At 47.8% G+C, this 15,723-nt stretch carries 8 protein-coding genes; all 8 read right to left on the minus strand.

Annotated features, from left to right (window positions below; all coding sequences use genetic code 11):
* Positions 1–28: 28 nt before the first annotated feature.
* The 8 genes from HUX74_RS04005 to HUX74_RS04040 all read right to left on the minus strand — a co-directional run bounded on the left by HUX74_RS04005 (position 29) and on the right by HUX74_RS04040 (position 15,686).
* A complete protein-coding gene (locus HUX74_RS04005) occupies positions 29–2,788 on the minus strand; it encodes a substrate-binding domain-containing protein (protein WP_174646243.1) in 2,760 nt (919 codons plus the stop codon).
* 71 nt (positions 2,789–2,859) lie between these two features.
* Positions 2,860–3,747 carry a carbohydrate kinase gene (locus tag HUX74_RS04010; RefSeq protein WP_174646244.1) on the minus strand — a complete coding sequence of 296 codons (888 nt, stop codon included), beginning with the start codon at positions 3,745–3,747 and terminating at the stop codon, positions 2,860–2,862.
* A 234-nt stretch (positions 3,748–3,981) separates the two neighbouring features.
* Positions 3,982–5,148 carry an MFS transporter gene (locus HUX74_RS04015; protein ID WP_174646245.1) on the minus strand — a complete coding sequence of 389 codons (1,167 nt, stop codon included), beginning with the start codon at positions 5,146–5,148 and terminating at the stop codon, positions 3,982–3,984.
* A gap of 18 nt (positions 5,149–5,166) precedes the next feature.
* On the minus strand, positions 5,167–6,981 hold the full coding sequence (locus HUX74_RS04020; RefSeq protein WP_174646246.1) for a GH32 C-terminal domain-containing protein: 1,815 nt from the start codon (positions 6,979–6,981) through the stop codon (positions 5,167–5,169).
* Positions 6,982–7,117: 136 nt separating this feature from the next.
* Positions 7,118–8,602, minus strand: a complete 1,485-nt coding sequence (locus HUX74_RS04025) for a glycoside hydrolase family 32 protein (RefSeq protein WP_174646247.1) — start codon at positions 8,600–8,602, stop codon at positions 7,118–7,120.
* The gene (locus HUX74_RS04030) at positions 8,602–10,737 is read right to left on the minus strand and encodes a glycoside hydrolase family 32 protein (RefSeq protein ID WP_174646248.1); all 2,136 of its coding nucleotides are present in this window, start codon (positions 10,735–10,737) and stop codon (positions 8,602–8,604) included. The genes HUX74_RS04025 and HUX74_RS04030 overlap by 1 nt, the downstream gene beginning before the upstream one ends.
* Positions 10,738–10,810: 73 nt before the next feature.
* Positions 10,811–12,595, minus strand: coding sequence for a RagB/SusD family nutrient uptake outer membrane protein (locus HUX74_RS04035; protein ID WP_138344726.1), 1,785 nt, complete (start codon positions 12,593–12,595; stop codon positions 10,811–10,813).
* Between the two features lie 19 nt (positions 12,596–12,614).
* Positions 12,615–15,686 carry a TonB-dependent receptor gene (locus HUX74_RS04040; RefSeq protein ID WP_174646249.1) on the minus strand — a complete coding sequence of 1,024 codons (3,072 nt, stop codon included), beginning with the start codon at positions 15,684–15,686 and terminating at the stop codon, positions 12,615–12,617.
* Positions 15,687–15,723: the final 37 nt, after the last annotated feature.

The following is a 15,723-nucleotide window of genomic DNA, read 5'->3' on the forward strand; positions in this document are numbered from 1 at the left end:
GTATTAAGAACAAGGGGATAGGCAATAGTTATCCCCTTCTTTTCAGAAACTCGGTAGGACTCTCCCCAAACTGTTCCTTATAGCATTTTGTGAAATAGGAAGGTGACGAAAAGCCCACTTCATAAGCAATCTCCGCTACTGTCATATCAGAGGAGGCAAGCAGTGAGGCAGCCTTTTTCAACCTCATCTGGCGCAGCAGCTCATTCGGCGAATAGTTGGTCAGCGATTTCAGCTTACGGTAAAGCTGCACACGGCTCATACCCATATTCCGTCCCAAATCCTCCACATTGAGTTCCGCATCTTTCATCCTCTCCTCGACAAGCGATTTGAAGCGGGAGACGAAACCCTTATCCAAATCACTGATGGTTTCCTTCTCAATAGTCTGGTTATCTCCGAAGAACTGCCTCAACTGACGGCGGTTTGCAATGAGATTGCGGACACGAGACAAGAGCAACTGCGAATTGAATGGTTTGGAAATATAAGAATCGGCACCGCCATCATAGCCCTGGATACGCTGTTCGTCCAGCGAGCAGGCCGTCAGCAGAATCACCGGGATATGGCATGTCTGCAACTCGCTCTTCAAACGGCGGCAACATTCCACACCATCCATACCGGGCATCATTACATCCGAGATAATCACATCCGGCACATACCTCATGGCCAGCCTGATACCCTCTGCCCCGTCCGCCGCATCCAATACACGGAATTCGTTCGATAACAGCGACTTCACATAGCTGCGGATATCCGCATTATCGTCAATTACCAGCACAGTAGGACAATCGGCCTCAACCACCTCTTCGCCTGCTTTCACTTCCGTATCTATCAAGGTGGACGACACGTCCTGCTCTTCGGCAGGCAACGTCACTATGGTGGGATGGTACTGCGAAACATCCTGCTGCGGGAAAGTGACGGTGAAAGTAGTGCCTTTCTCGTCACTGCGTGCCGTAATGTTACCGCCATGCATCTCTACAAAGGCACGTACCAGCGCCAGTCCGATACCGGTACCTGCCTGATGCCCGTCCACTTGATAGAAGCGCTCGAAGATGGCTTCCACATCGGTCGAAGAAATGTAACTGCCGGAATTGAAGACGGACAGACTGTAGTTCTGTTCCGACTTTAACAACCGTACGGTGATTTTCCCATTCTCCGGCGTATACTTCACGGCATTGGAGAAGAGATTGAAGTAAATGCGTTCCATCTTCTCCGCATCCGCCATCATCCGGAAGTCCGTATCGGGAGATGCCTCAAAGCTGAAAGCAATATGTTTCTTCAGCAACGCCATGCGGAAAGAGTCGTTCCAGCCCCGGAAGCTGTCAAGCAAATCAAAAGGTTCGAGATGGAGCTCCATGCGCCCGTTCTCCACCTTCCGGAAATCAAGTATCTGGTTAACCAGGCGAAGCAGGATATGCACATTCTTTTTCATCAGCTCGAGGAGCTGGCGCGGCTGTCCGTCGAGGGTGCGGTTGGCAAGAAGCTGCTCTATGGGATCGGCTATCAGCGTCAGCGGAGTACGGAAATCGTGCGAAATATTCGTGAAGAACACCAGCTTGGCATGCGTAGCCTCCTCCAGTTCATGGGAAAGCTGTTCCAACTGCGACTTCTGTACTTCCAACAGTTCCTTCTGCTGTATCAACTGGGTTTTCTGTTCCTCCAATTTCTTTTTCTGCATGGACAGCTCACGGTTCAACCGGTTCTTGGCACGCAAGGAGAGGTAGACAGCCACCAACAAGCCGACCAGCAACAATAGGGCAGACAGACTGCCGTACAAGACAACCTGCTGCGTGGCATAACTGGCCAAATACTGGTTTATCTTTCCGTTCAGGGTTTCTATCTTTCCATCCAGGGTGCCGATGTGGGCGGTCTGCATCTTCATGATGAGAGCATTGTCGCGGTCGACGACGGAAGTGCCCAGGATAGTTTCACGGGGGAAATCACGCTTGTTCAGAATATCCATGGCAATCTGCATCACGCGATCGCCATCGGTAGGATATATAAACGTGGCATCCAGTTCGCCGGCAAGCACTTTCTCCACTCCATAGTCTTTGCCGGGCAGGGCGTCTATGCCGATGAACCGCATTTCCTTCTCCCGCCCCTTGCGGGCAGCGGCAGCATAGGCTCCGGCCGCCATACGGTCATTCTGCGCATACACCAGGTCGATATGCGGAAAGCGGCTCAGCAGAGTATCCATTTTCTCTCCGGCCTTGAGTTGCAACCAGGCACCGTCTTCAGTGGCCAGCAACCGGATACCGGGATAAGCGGATATAGCCTTCACAAATCCCTGATGACGGTCTACGGCAGGTGTGGAACCCACCAAACCGGAGATTTCCACCACATCTCCCTGCCCGTGCAGCACATTGGCCACATACTCTCCCACAGCTTTCCCTATCTCGTAGTTGTCTGCACCGACGTAGGCCGTATATTTGTCCGAAAGGATTTTACGGTCCACTACAATCACCGGAATGCCCCGGTTGTATGCCTCCTCCACAACCGGAGTTATCGGAGTGGCTTCATTAGGGGCCACAATCAGCAGGTCTACCCCTTCGGCTATCAGTTCACGAATGTCTTTTGCCTGACGGTCATTATCGTCGACGGCAGTACGGATGTCCACCTCCACATCTTCGTAGAAATGGGCTTCACGGAGTATCTCACTGTTCATCTGGTGCCGCCATTCATCCTCGCTACATTGGGAAACGCCGATACGGAAACGTGCCTCGCGCCGGGAGCAGGCAACCGCCACTCCCCAAAGCACGAGCAAAAAGAATAAAATCCGAAGGTTATGTTGTCTCATCTTCACTTTCCTCTGATTTAAGATTGCAGATGAGCAAAGATAGCGAAAAATGTGAAAAGAATAAGAAAAATCTATGCCAGCCTTTCTTTCAAGGCGTCCGGCAATTCCGGCATGGCACCGCTCTGGGTACATACATAGGCAGAGACTTCCACCGCCAGTTTATGGGCATCGGGCACCTGCTTCCCGCTGAGAATGGCAGCGGTGAAGGCTGCCGTGAACGAGTCACCGGCTCCAACGGTATCCGCCACCGGTACCTTGGGCGTCTCCTGGAAAGAAACCACTCCCGGAGTGAACACATAGCTGCCGTTCGTTCCACAAGTCAAGATAAGCATCTTCAGATTATACTTGGCCAGCAGAATCCAGCATTTGTCCTGCAAGTCGATGCCCGGGTAGCCGAAAATACGGCTGATGGTCACCAGTTCCTCATCGTTTATCTTGAGGATGTTGCAGCGGCGCATGGATTCGCAGAGTATCTCTTTGGTATAGAAACCCTGGCGGAGATTGATGTCGAATATCTTCAGTTGTCCCTCCGCATCGGGCATCGTGTCGAGAAAGCGGTTGATGGTGATGCGGCTTGTTTCGCTGCGTTGCGCCAAAGAGCCGAAACATACGGCACGCGTGTTCAGTGCCAGACGCTTCAGTTCGTCGGTAAAGGGGATGTTGTCCCAGGCCACGCCTTCCTTTATCTCATAGCACGGCACGCCCACGGCATCGAGCGTCACCTGCACCGTTCCCGTGGGGTAAGGCACGCGCTCTATCTGGGTGCGCAGCCTCTTCCGGGCGAACACATCCAGAATCTCGTCCCCATCCGCATCGGCACCTACGGCACTGACCACACGGCTGTCGAAACCAAACTGCGATGCATGGTAAGCAAAGTTTGCCGGAGCACCGCCTATCTTCTTTCCTTCGGGGAGGCAGTCCCACAAAGCCTCGCCCATACCTACTATTATCTTATTCATAATATTATATTGTTTAATGAATGATATATTTTATTCACGGCAAACTCAATGTCCTACCCGCTGCAAACCTAATAAAAAAGTTCCTAACTATAGAATGAAAAGTTGCCAATTATCTATTAAAAAGTTTCTAAGAACTAAGGATTATCTCTATCCCAAGGCTTGGGATAGACATCCGCAACCTTGGGACAGATATCCGCAGCCTTGGGATATGTATCCGCAGCCTGCGAACAAAGATTACCGCTTCATACGCAGCATATAGAAGAACAAGTACACTACCCCTACCGTCATCACAGCCACGGCACCGCTTTGTCCTACAGCATCACTTGCCAAGCCCATTGCTATCGGAAATACCGTACCGCCGAAGAGCCCCATAATCATCAAGCCGGAAACCTCGTTCTTCTTTTGTGGCATAGCAAGCAACGCTTGGGAGAAGATAACCGGAAAGATGTTCGAATTGCCGAAACCGATAAGGGCAATGCAAATGTATATCATTGTCTTTTCATGGAAAACGAACAACCCTACCATCGCCGCCAACATACATAACACGCTGATGCCGAAGAAGGTTCGGGGAGTCATCTTCTGAAGAATGAAGGCTCCGAGAAAGCAACCCGCCGTGCGGAAGATGAAGTAAAGGCTGGTGGCAAAGCCAGCATCGGCCAGCGTCATGCCCAGACGCTCCATCAGAATTTTGGGCGCTGTGGTATTCGTACCTACATCAATGCCCACATGGCACATGATGCCCAAGAAGCAGAGAAAGATAAACGGCTTGCCCAGCAGGGCGAGGCACTCCCCGAAGGTGGAAGGACGCCCCTCTTCCTTTTCCTCGCGGATGGAAGTACCGCCCAGCCAGAGAATGGCAATCACCGCAATGACCATATAGACCGGAAACAGTACTCTCCAACCCATGCCCAGAGACGGAATGGCCTGCGTAGCTCCCCACATGGCAATGTATGGAGCCAGAAACGAAGCAATGGCTTTTACAAACTGTCCGAAGGTGAGCGAACTTGCCAGCCGCTCGCCGCTTACGATGTTGGAAAGCAGCGGGTTGAGCGACGTTTGCATCAGCGCATTACCGATGCCCAGCAATGAGAACGAAAGCAGCATTAGCACGTAGCCGTCTCCGAAAACCGGGAGAAGTAAAGAGGCAAACGTGATGACCAGGCTGAGAAGCACCGTCTTCTTGCGTCCGATGCGGTTCATCAGCATACCCGTAGGTACGGAGAAGATGAGGAACCAGAAGAACACCAGAGACGGGAATATGTTGGCTTGCGAGTCGGTCAGGTTCAAGTCGGCCTTCACGTAGTTGGAGGCGATGCCCACCAAATCCACAAAGCCCATGGCGAAGAAGCAAAGCATGACCGGAAAGAGCTTTGCCAAAGAAGAATTCTTAGTATTTTCCATGCTGAAGATTATTATCTGTTATTTTAATCCGAGTTTGTACACAGTAAACGAGGTGACATTGCAGCTTCCACCTTTAGCATAGAAACTGATGCGGTTGTAAGGTTCCGACGGGAATACAAGATTTGTCATGGCAAAACGTCCGTCGTTGCCAAACGCTTCAATGCTCGACTTGTCTACGAACAAGCGGAGTTTCATTTCATTGCCACCCTCGACAGGAGCCACGGTCACTGCAGGAAAGTCCTTGCTAAATGTCACCTCGCCACTCTTGGTACGATCCATGGTGAACGTCTTTTCCGCCAAGTTGTAGTACATCTCCACCTCCTCGCCTTTCGAGTTAAAGAGCTGGAATCCTATCACATCCGCATCCTTGTTCTTAATAGTCATTTCGATTTCATACGTTCCGGAATTGTCATTCAGCAGTTTGTCCAGATTATACGTGCGGTCTACCTTGAAAGCACGCTTCTTGCTGCCTTTATCCCTCAGTTTCAGCAATTCGGGAGACGGGGTTACCTTTACATAGGTTTCACCCTCCGAGGTATAGAGCGAAAGGTCACGCGGCACGGAGTTGGCACTACGGTATTGACGGGTGGGCACATCATTGGCATATTGCCAGTTGCTCATCCATGCCAATGCAATGGCACGTCCTGCAGGGGCATTGCTCCAAGTGACAGTTGCATAATGGTCTTTTCCCCAGTCCATCCATTTCGTCACTGCGGGAGACTCGTTCACGAATTTCTTACCGTCAAATGTCCCTACGAAATATTGTGTGGCAGAGCCACCGAACGGTCCGCCCGGATTGAGGTTACAGACGAGTACCCACTTCTTCAGTTCCGTACCTTCAACCGGCAGTTCAAGCAGGTCGGGACACTCCCAGACTCCGCCGTGAGCACCTTGTCCTTCACCGAATTTGCTCTCCAGCGTCCAGTTCTTCAGGTCGGCAGAAGAGTATATCTCCATTTCCTGCCCTACGGCAAGAACCATAATCCATTTCTTGGTATCTTCGTGCCAGATGACTTTAGGGTCACGGAAGTCGCGCTGCGTGGAAGTCAGGATGGGATTTCGCGCATACTTCTTGAAGGTTTTTCCGTTGTCAAGGCTATAGGCCATGCTCTGCACTTGACGGTCGCTTGCCGATGTATAGAAGGCAATGACGGCACCGGCACCGAACCCGGCCGTATTATCCTTGTCGACAACACAAGAGCCACTGAATATTGTTCCCAGCGCATCGGGCGAAATGGCATCTCCGTGATGCTCCCAAGTGACGAGGTCCGTACTGGTGGCATGTCCCCAATGCATGTTCCCCCACATGGAGCCGTAGGGATTATGCTGGTAGAACAAATGGTAAACCCCGTCTTTGTAGAACATTCCGTTAGGATCATTCATCCAACCGTAAGCCGGGCTGAAATGATACACCGGACGGAACTTCTCCCGGTTCGAAACATCGAATTCATCCGACAGTTTCATTTCTTCCCAGCATAAGGCCGAATCCGGAATAAGCTGGAAGTTGAAAGAGAGATGTTTATTATCGAAGCCAGTCAAATCGACCGGAACAAAATAGTCAACCTTATTGACTGCCAATCGCACGTTCATACTGCGTACAACATCATTGTCTGCTATCATATACAATTTTGCCTCCGGAGAAGCCTCTTCCACCGGCAGCAGCAAAAACTTCTTCTGCTCGTCAATTTGGACGATACTCTGTCCGTCACCCAGATGTTTAATCACGAAAGGAGGATTTATAGCCTGGCATGTGAAGACAGCCACGGTAGTTCCTAATATAAATACGGTAAGCGTTCTTCTGATTGTCCGCCAAAAGTCTTTTAAATGAATCATGTTTCTGTTGGTATTAAATTAATTATGTTTTTCTACCATGCAAAGATACGCCACCAAGCAGCAGGAGACTATCTTTTTTGTTTCAAAGCATACTACAAATGTTACATTCAGTCTAAAATAACACAAATTAAATTCCTCATCTCCATATTGATTTAAGCATCCAGGCATCCAACTCCATTTTCGTCCCCTTCTTCTGCGCAAAAAGTTCGATACCGGTTTGAGCCTCGCCCGGATAGGTTAATAATGTGAATACATCCTTCCCGTCATTGGCAAAGATTTCAATACTCGATTTGTCTACAAATATATGCAAATGTATCTTATTATCTACCGGTTCCACCCTGGCATATGCCATACGGCTGAATTTAGGAATCTGCACATCGGAGCAATGGGTACGGTCAATCACCAGATTATGTGAATCCGTATCATAGCTGACCACCACTTTGCGCCCTTCACCCACACACAAATTCAAGCCAAAGGTGTTGGATACGTCAGTAGAAAACGAAGCATCGAGTTCGTAGACATTCTCATCGGGAACAAAGCCGGGTAACCTCTGTGTCCCCACCGATAAAGCACGTTTCACCGATGCAGGCTTATGGCGAAGTGTTTGCAACTGTTCCACCGGCTTCTGCACCAGCCTCACGCCTTCCTTGTATGTCTTCAGTTCCAGGTTGCGGGGAATGGACCAAAAGCCCTTCCCATACTTCGATGGAGCTACCGGTGCATAGTCCCAGGTTGCAACCCAGCCCATCGAAATTTTGGAATCCAACGTTCCGTCAAAATCCTGAAATGTACGGGATGCATAAAAGTCCAGCCCTTTGTCCACATATAGAGGCTCTGCAGGATGGTTATCCATCAGCTTAAAAGAAGTGCCGTCGAAGTCTCCTATAAAGTATTGTTCTTGCGCCCAGTTTACAGATACGACCATCACCCACTTTTTCTTGTCAGAATCCCCGTCAACCGACAACTGGAATAAATCCGGGCACTCCCAAGACTTTTCACTGTCACCGGCAGGGCCGAAATCACTGGTCCAAGTCCAGTTTTTCAAATCAGGAGAGGTATAAAACTTGATTTTCTTCTCCAGGGCCTTGGCTACAACCATCACCCATTTTTGAGTCGGCTCGTGCCAGAAGACGGTAGGGTCCCTAAATTCCGTACTCCAAAGGTCCAGAACCGGGTTACCTTCGTAATAATGAAATGTCTTTCCGTCATGACTGAAAGAGATGCCCTGCGCTTGTTTCTTGGAGTCCTTCTCAAAAACGGTGTAAGCCGCCACATAAGCACCTTTGCCGAAACCGGCAGTGTTGTTCTTGTCTACGACTGCAGAACCGGTGAAGTAACTGATATTGTCATCCGCTCCGGTCATGGCATAAGGGGTTATCTGTTGGTAATGTACCAAATCTGTAGATTCGACTTTGCCCCACCAGTACATATGATATTTACCCTGATAGTACATGAATCCCGAGGGGTCACCAATCCATCCCTTCTCCGGACTGAAATGATACTGAGGACGATAAGGCTCTTTGTATAAACTGTCTGAATTCATTTGTGCACCGGCAGACAATGTTCCTGCCACTAAAAGTGCACCCAATATAGTCGGTATCTTCATTTTCTGTATTTTCATTAAAAGTTCATCTTTACCCTTGCATCTTTCAGTCTCCAAACTTCGGCAGCAACTTCCGTTGTATTTCCGTCAGAGAATAGTTCCAATAGCGTACTGTTTTCTTTCAGAGGAAAGATTCTTGTGGTGAATGCATCCTCATCATTAATAAATCCTTCCACCACAGAACCGTCTATAAACAGACGAATCTCCACCGGCTTGGTTGTATCCAACCGATACCGATCCCTGCGGAGCTTCAAAGGAATGTGTGCACGCAAGGAAGAATGCGTCTGGTCCACAATAAGTTCCTCCTTTTCCACATCATAATAAATCAGGCTATATTCGCTATTATCCGGATTCTTACACAATGTAAATCCAAACCGTTTTGCGTCACCGGGATAAAAAGTCGCCTTGACTTCAAGCTGATGTTCCCTTCTGCTCACAATGCGCGGTTTCGCAGCAGTCAATGCCTTTCTGGAATAAACCGTGGATTGTTCACGCAATTGTTTCATCACGGGATGGGGTATTTGGCATAGTTTCCCATCTTTCAGCTGCCATCTTCTGGGCATACTGTAGAGATGTGCCCATCCTTGTTCATAAGTGGCCTCCCCTCCTATTTCATCGGGTATAATGGCAATGGCAGCAACATCCCCTTCCGGAGTCTCAACAACAGAGGGGGACAGCAAGCGGTTGATGACCTCCAGATTTTGAGGGACTGGGTTGTCCGGTATAAACTTTTCATTCTTGAAATCTCCTATCCAATACTGGCAACGCGCAGGTATGCCTTTATGAGGAACCCTATTCACCAAAAGAACATACTTGCCGCCCATCTTCTTAAAGACCGGCATTTCCCAGAAAATACCGGAGTCATCCACTTCCGGATTGCCCTCAAACAGCAAATGTACAAAATCCCATCTCTTCAAGTCCGCCGATTTATAAAGCAGCAAAGCCCCGTGGGGTGTATCGGTCTGCTCAATGCCGAAACCGATAATCATATACCAGACATCACCCTCTTTCCAGACATACTGGTCACGCATGTCCGTACGGGTATATCCGGCAGGCTTCTCGGCAATAACCGGATTACCCGCATATTTCTCCCATTCTATCAACGCAGTATCTTTTGGAAAAGCAATACCCACTCCCATCTTGTCTCCACCGGCTGTGTATATCAGCTGGGGGATACCGTCATCATTGATAACAGCATGCCCGGACCATATTCCATTCTTGTCATAAGCAGCATCAGGAGTCAAAGCCGGCTTTTCCTCCGTCCAATGAAGCATATCGGGACTGCTGAAATGTCCCCAATTTATCTGTCCCAGGAAGATTGCAGAAGCATTCTTCTGATTGAATATATGATATTTACCTTTATAAAGAAGTAAACCATGCGTCTCATTCGTCCAGTTGGCAGCCGGTAACAGATGATAGCGGGGACGGTTGAAGTCCTTCGCAAAACGGGTTTCCGGAATAGCCAAAACCGGAGTCTTCTTCAATCCTAAGGCAATCTCGTCTCTCCATGCAGACGAATCATCGGAAAAGGGAGTGAGGCTTATCCCGTCAATCAACCCGTTTATAGCCGTAACATCGTACATCCAAACCTTCTTTTCCCTGAAATCCTTACCTACCCGAAGCATCATTTCACCATCTTGCAAGTTCCGGGGCCATACCTCTACACTCATCCTCTGCCCATTCAGGCAAACCGATTCATTATTCAAATCAAGGACTACATGCAGCCACTTGAAACGGTCGACTTTTGTCTTTAATGAACAGTAAGAGTATGAGCCATTCTGCCCCATTCCCAACAGCAGCTCACCATAACGGTCTACACATACCGCTACAGATGTTCCTGCCATGTCTCTGATTCCCATAAAGGCAGCAGTATCCGTCGGATAAGATTCCAGAGCAAACCATCCGGACAACGACGAAACATCTCCTTCCGTGGTTGTATCCATCCAAGTGGAATACCCGTCTGTACGAAGGGCTTTACCTTCGACTCCGGTAACAAATTCCGGTATTTCCTTTATAGTGTACAAATTCAACAATGACTTGCCGTCACTGGAGAGTAAGGGGTCCTGCCCATCAAACGACCATGTTTTTTGAGCAAAAGCTGCATTCAAAGAAAGCAATAGACAGCCCAATATAGAATAGGCAAAGTGTTTCATAATAAAAGATTGTTTAAAGGAAGAGGGGGAAACGTTTGTTTCCCCTCCCTTCCGTTTTTATTTCAAAATATAATTAGTTGAACGGAGCATAACCGGGATTCTGTACATACTTGCCTCCAGAAAATCCGTATTGATTGTTCGGAACCGGATAATACTCATCCTTTCCACCCGTAAAGTGCGCATTGGCATAATAAATGCGATTGTCTGACTCCGCAGCGATGTACTTGTTCATGGTTGTTTCCACTATGCCCCAACGGACCAGGTCGAAGAAACGTTCACCTTCCAAAGCCTTCTCCAGACGTGTTTCCCAACGGAGGGCCTGACGGGCATAATCCTGATTCCAGACATCAGCAGGATAAGGATTGACAAGGTAGTTGGCCGCATAGTTGGAATGGTCGTTGAAATCCTTTACATAGGCGCTGTTCCGGGCACGATTGCGTATCTGATTAATCAAATCACGGGCAGTTTCGAGTCCATTGCCTTCATTGAGTTCAATAAGAGCCTCAGCTTTCCAAAGAAGAATATCCGCGTAACGTATAATCTGCCAGTTCAACTGTGAAGCCCCCCAAGGCCAGCCATTAAACATATCACTACTTTCCGGAGAAACCCAGAAGCGCTTCGCGCAATTATAGCCATAAGTTTCCTTATCACGCACCCATCCTTCACATGGTTTGTCCGGGTAAGTTTTCCAAGTTATAGTAGGACGGCCCACAACAAAATCGAGACGCGGGTCTACATTGGGAGTCGTGTTTTGTAAAGTATAAACCCCATTGTTCAATACCGCCCAACTATAATCAGACTTTGACTGATAATTAAAATCGGGCAGACCGTTTGCATCTGTCTGATAAGCATTAATCAGGTCTTGGCTGGGCAGGAAGAAACCGTCACCTCCGTAAGGGCTGCCTCCACCCGGAGAATTCAACAGATTGCTCCAATTGATGCGGCCGGCACTTTCGGTACCGTCATTCATGGAATATTGAATGGCAAAAACAGACTCTTTACCGTTTTCATTAGCTACTAAATCCAATCCCTGGAAATCGTCAAGCAAACCGTAACGGTTGCTGGCAGTCACTTGGTCGCAAAGCGAAACGACTTCCCTCAGCAGCTCTTTATTGATGGAAGTTACGGCATGCGTAGTCTCATCTTGCTGATACGCTTGGTACAGCTTGATTTTAGCCGCATAGGCCAGTGCTATATATTTATGAATACGCCCTACCTCCGACTGTGATGCAGGAAGCAGTTCGGCGGCATCAAGCATCTCCTTGGCCAGCATACTCAGAATCTCGTCACGGGTAAACTCATTGTTCGGAATATCCGGATATTGGGAAATCTCAACGTTCTCATCAAAATAAGGTATCTTGTTGAAAAGGCGGCTCAATTCAAAGTAATAATGGGCACGAAGCACTTTCATCTCCGCAATACGGGATACACGTCCGTTCACCTGCTCATCTGTTGCAGCATTCAGAACGCGCAATGCAGAGTTACAACGCTGTACACTGCAATATAGATGGTACCACTTGCTGTCCAGAAATCCATTGGTTGCATCCATATCAAATGTCTCCATACGGTGCACTTCATTAAGGTCACCAACACCACCACCGCCTTTATAGGCATTATCCGAACGTACCTCACCATAGGTCCAATTGGAAGTAGGATGACACCATACACTCCAGCTCTGTCCTTCGGGACCACCCAAAGCTGCATACGCGGCATTCACCAAAAGGTCGGCACCTTCTGTAGAAGTCATAATATCTTCATTCAAGCTACCCTGGGGCTTCAAATCCAGGAAACGGTCTTCATTACAGCTTGCAGTCATCAGCGCTACTACGCCAAGCATATATAAATGTTTCAATTTCATGATAGTATAGTTTTAAAGTTTAGAAACCAAATGATAATCCCAAAGAGAACGTACGGGGCAACGGATAAGGATAACCCAGACCTTCAGGGTCGGCACCTGTATAACCGGTAATCGTAAACAAATTCTGAGCCTGGAAATAAATGCGCGCATGACGCATCTTCATCTTGTCGAGAACTGCTTTAGGAAGCGTGTAACCCAATGTCAGACTTTTCAGCTTGATATACGAACCATTTTCAATATAGAACTCAGATACTTCGTGCTCATTGTTGCTGTTAAGAGTGGTCAAAGCAGGTACACTGCTATTGTAAACACCCGTCTTTTCAAAGTTCTCGTAAGCATGCATGGCATCGAGCAGGCGGGTAGAGTGATTACCGGTCCAGCATTGGAATAAATCCGTATAATATTTGGAGTTGTTATAGGCATCACGAATCATACCGTTGAAGAACATGCTGAGGTCAAAGCCTTTCCAAGATGCCCCAAGATTCAGACCTGCAATCACTTTCGGATTGTCAGAACCCAACCATACACGGTCGTTCGTATCAATCGTACCGTTACCGTCAGCATCCACGTATTTGATACGTCCTACTCCGGGAGCGCCAAACTGTACATTATATTTGGATTTATACTCATCCACCTCCTGCTGGGTACGGAACACTCCATCTGTCTTGAAGCCCATCCATGAACCGAACGGTTGGCCAACCAAAGTCTTGTCAACCCCATTACCGCCACCATAAGTATAGTAAATTTCTTCCGTCAGCTCTGTCACTTCATTTTTGTAATATGAAAGGTTGAATGCTACATTATACTGGAAATCTTTTACCTTATCATTCCAGGTCAGTGCCATCTCGAAACCTTTATTGTTCATCGTACCACCATTATACCAGCAGTAACCACCCTCGCCAATGACAGCAATATACGGTTTCTCCACAAGCATATCACTTGTCTTCTTATCAAAATAATCGAGAGAAGCGCTCAGGCATCCGTTCAAGAAAGCGGCGTCCACACCGATATTGAGTTGTCTTGTACTCTCCCACTTCAAATCAGGATTGGTAGACCTCACTTTGTAGCCACCGGGGGCCAAAGTCGTTCCATCACCGTTCATGTTGTAGCTTGCATCCTTCAGACTAATCAAGTATTTAGTATAGGGGGCCTCATTATCAATAATATCGTTACCATTGATACCCCATGAAGCACGTAGTTTCAAATCTGCCAACCAATTCTTGGTCGCTTCCATAAACTTCTCACTTGAAATGCGCCAGCCTGCCGACACTGAAGGGAAGTAATCCACATTATTACCCTTTGCCAAGCGGGAAGAAGCATCACGGCGCACCGTAACAGAGGCCAAATACCGTCCTTCATAATCATAGTTCACTTTACCAAAGTAAGACACCATGCCATAATTGGAAGCACCGGCACCTACATTCTTACCGGCAGTCACACCGTCGAGATAAATATAATCTTCATCTTCTACAGCCAGTCCCGTACCATAACCGAACATGGATTCCGAATGGTTCTTCTTGGCTTCTGTACCAAGAAGTGCAGTCAGATTGTTCTTTCCAAAAGCTTTGCTATAAGTCACGGTATTGGTCCATACCCAATCCAGTCTTTTGTTGGATGATTGAGTCAGCTTATTGACCTCATCACGTGCCCATGCCGGCTCAAAAGTTTTGTTGGTTTCATCATAATAATTCATACCGAAATTGGTTTTCAGCACCAGGTTCTTAATCGGTTCAATTTCAAGGAATGCATTACCAAAGATACGCCAGTAATCATGTTTGTTCTGTTTTTCATTCTCCAACAAACGTGCCATATTGGGGGCATCACCCAAAACATCATTGATGGCATCGTTATAATTGCCATTCTCATCATAAACCGTCTTGGCAGGATGCTGTTTGATGGCATTCTCATCTACACCGGCCGGACTGAGGGTTTGTGTCCAACGATTGATGGCAACGTTCTCGCCGATGCGCAAGCGATTGTCAAGATAATGATAGTTAGAACTGATGCGGGTATTGATACGCTGGAAATTCGTATTCTCTACCAGACCGTCATGGTCGAGATAGTTCAACGCTAACGAGAAGGCACCATTGTCAGAGCCCTTTGAAAGTGTCGCACTATAATTCTGCATCAAGGCAGTGCGATAAACCACATCGCGCCAATCCGTATCAACGGCATGTACTTTAGCTCCATTCAGGCCGATATAGTCTTGAAGTTGGGGAGTTGCACCATTACCATATATTTCGCTGCTTGGCGTAGCTCCATTATTGGCATACTTATAAGCCGACCAATAAACCTGGCCCCACTCATCTGCATTCAACATATCAAAGCCACATTGATAGGTCTGCAAAGTCAACGACATATCAAAATCCACACGGGTCTCCCCTTTCTTGGCACGTTTGGTAGTAATGATAATCACACCATTGGCAGCCTGTGCACCATAAATAGAAGCGGAAGCGGCATCCTTCAATACCTGAATGGATTCTACATCATTGGAAGAAAGGATAGACGAGATGTTCTCACGGGTCATCACACCGTCAATGACATAAAGCGGGGAATTGGCATCATTTCGGAAAGATGACTTACCACGGACCAATGTAGAAGTATTTCCACCGCCCGGTGTGCCGTCAGTCGTAATGTTCATACCGGCAACACGTCCCTGCAAGCTCGACAACACATTTCCCGTAGGAATATCTGCTACATCCTTCATCTTGACCACAGCTACCGAACCAGTCAAACTGGCCTTCTTCTCGGACATATAGCCGGTCACTACTACTTCATCAATCAACTGGGAATCTTCCGTCAACTCAATGCGTAAAATGGGCTGTGCCTTTACTGTAACGGTTTTATATCCTATATAGGATACAGACAATGTGGCACCGGAAGCTACAGACAGAGTGAAATTTCCGTCAATATCCGTAATTGTTCCATTACTGTTGGAACCTACTTCCATGACAGAAGCACCGATAATGGATTCACCACTCGATTTTTCAACGACAGTACCTTTTACCTGGACTTGCTGGGCAAAGGAAGAGATGCCCGCAAAGAGAAGCACAATTAGTGTGCAAAGCCTGAGACTAATGCTTTTCAACATATCTATCAATTTAAAGTTAATAATAAACCAATTCTGC

Origin of the sequence: Bacteroides sp. Marseille-P8574, assembly GCF_902825465.1 — a bacterium.
GTDB classification, from domain to species: domain Bacteria; phylum Bacteroidota; class Bacteroidia; order Bacteroidales; family Bacteroidaceae; genus Bacteroides; species Bacteroides uniformis.

What these genes read in the sequence shown, in the direction of transcription:
- HUX74_RS04005 (WP_174646243.1), bottom strand. Translation starts at nt 2,788, where the DNA reads ATGAGACAACATAACCTTCGGATTTTATTCTTTTTGCTCGTGCTTTGG.
- HUX74_RS04010 (WP_174646244.1), bottom strand. Translation starts at nt 3,747, where the DNA reads ATGAATAAGATAATAGTAGGTATGGGCGAGGCTTTGTGGGACTGCCTC.
- HUX74_RS04015 (WP_174646245.1), bottom strand. Translation starts at nt 5,148, where the DNA reads ATGGAAAATACTAAGAATTCTTCTTTGGCAAAGCTCTTTCCGGTCATG.
- HUX74_RS04020 (WP_174646246.1), bottom strand. Translation starts at nt 6,981, where the DNA reads ATGATTCATTTAAAAGACTTTTGGCGGACAATCAGAAGAACGCTTACC.
- HUX74_RS04025 (WP_174646247.1), bottom strand. Translation starts at nt 8,602, where the DNA reads ATGAAAATACAGAAAATGAAGATACCGACTATATTGGGTGCACTTTTA.
- HUX74_RS04030 (WP_174646248.1), bottom strand. Translation starts at nt 10,737, where the DNA reads ATGAAACACTTTGCCTATTCTATATTGGGCTGTCTATTGCTTTCTTTG.
- HUX74_RS04035 (WP_138344726.1), bottom strand. Translation starts at nt 12,595, where the DNA reads ATGAAATTGAAACATTTATATATGCTTGGCGTAGTAGCGCTGATGACT.
- HUX74_RS04040 (WP_174646249.1), bottom strand. Translation starts at nt 15,686, where the DNA reads ATGTTGAAAAGCATTAGTCTCAGGCTTTGCACACTAATTGTGCTTCTC.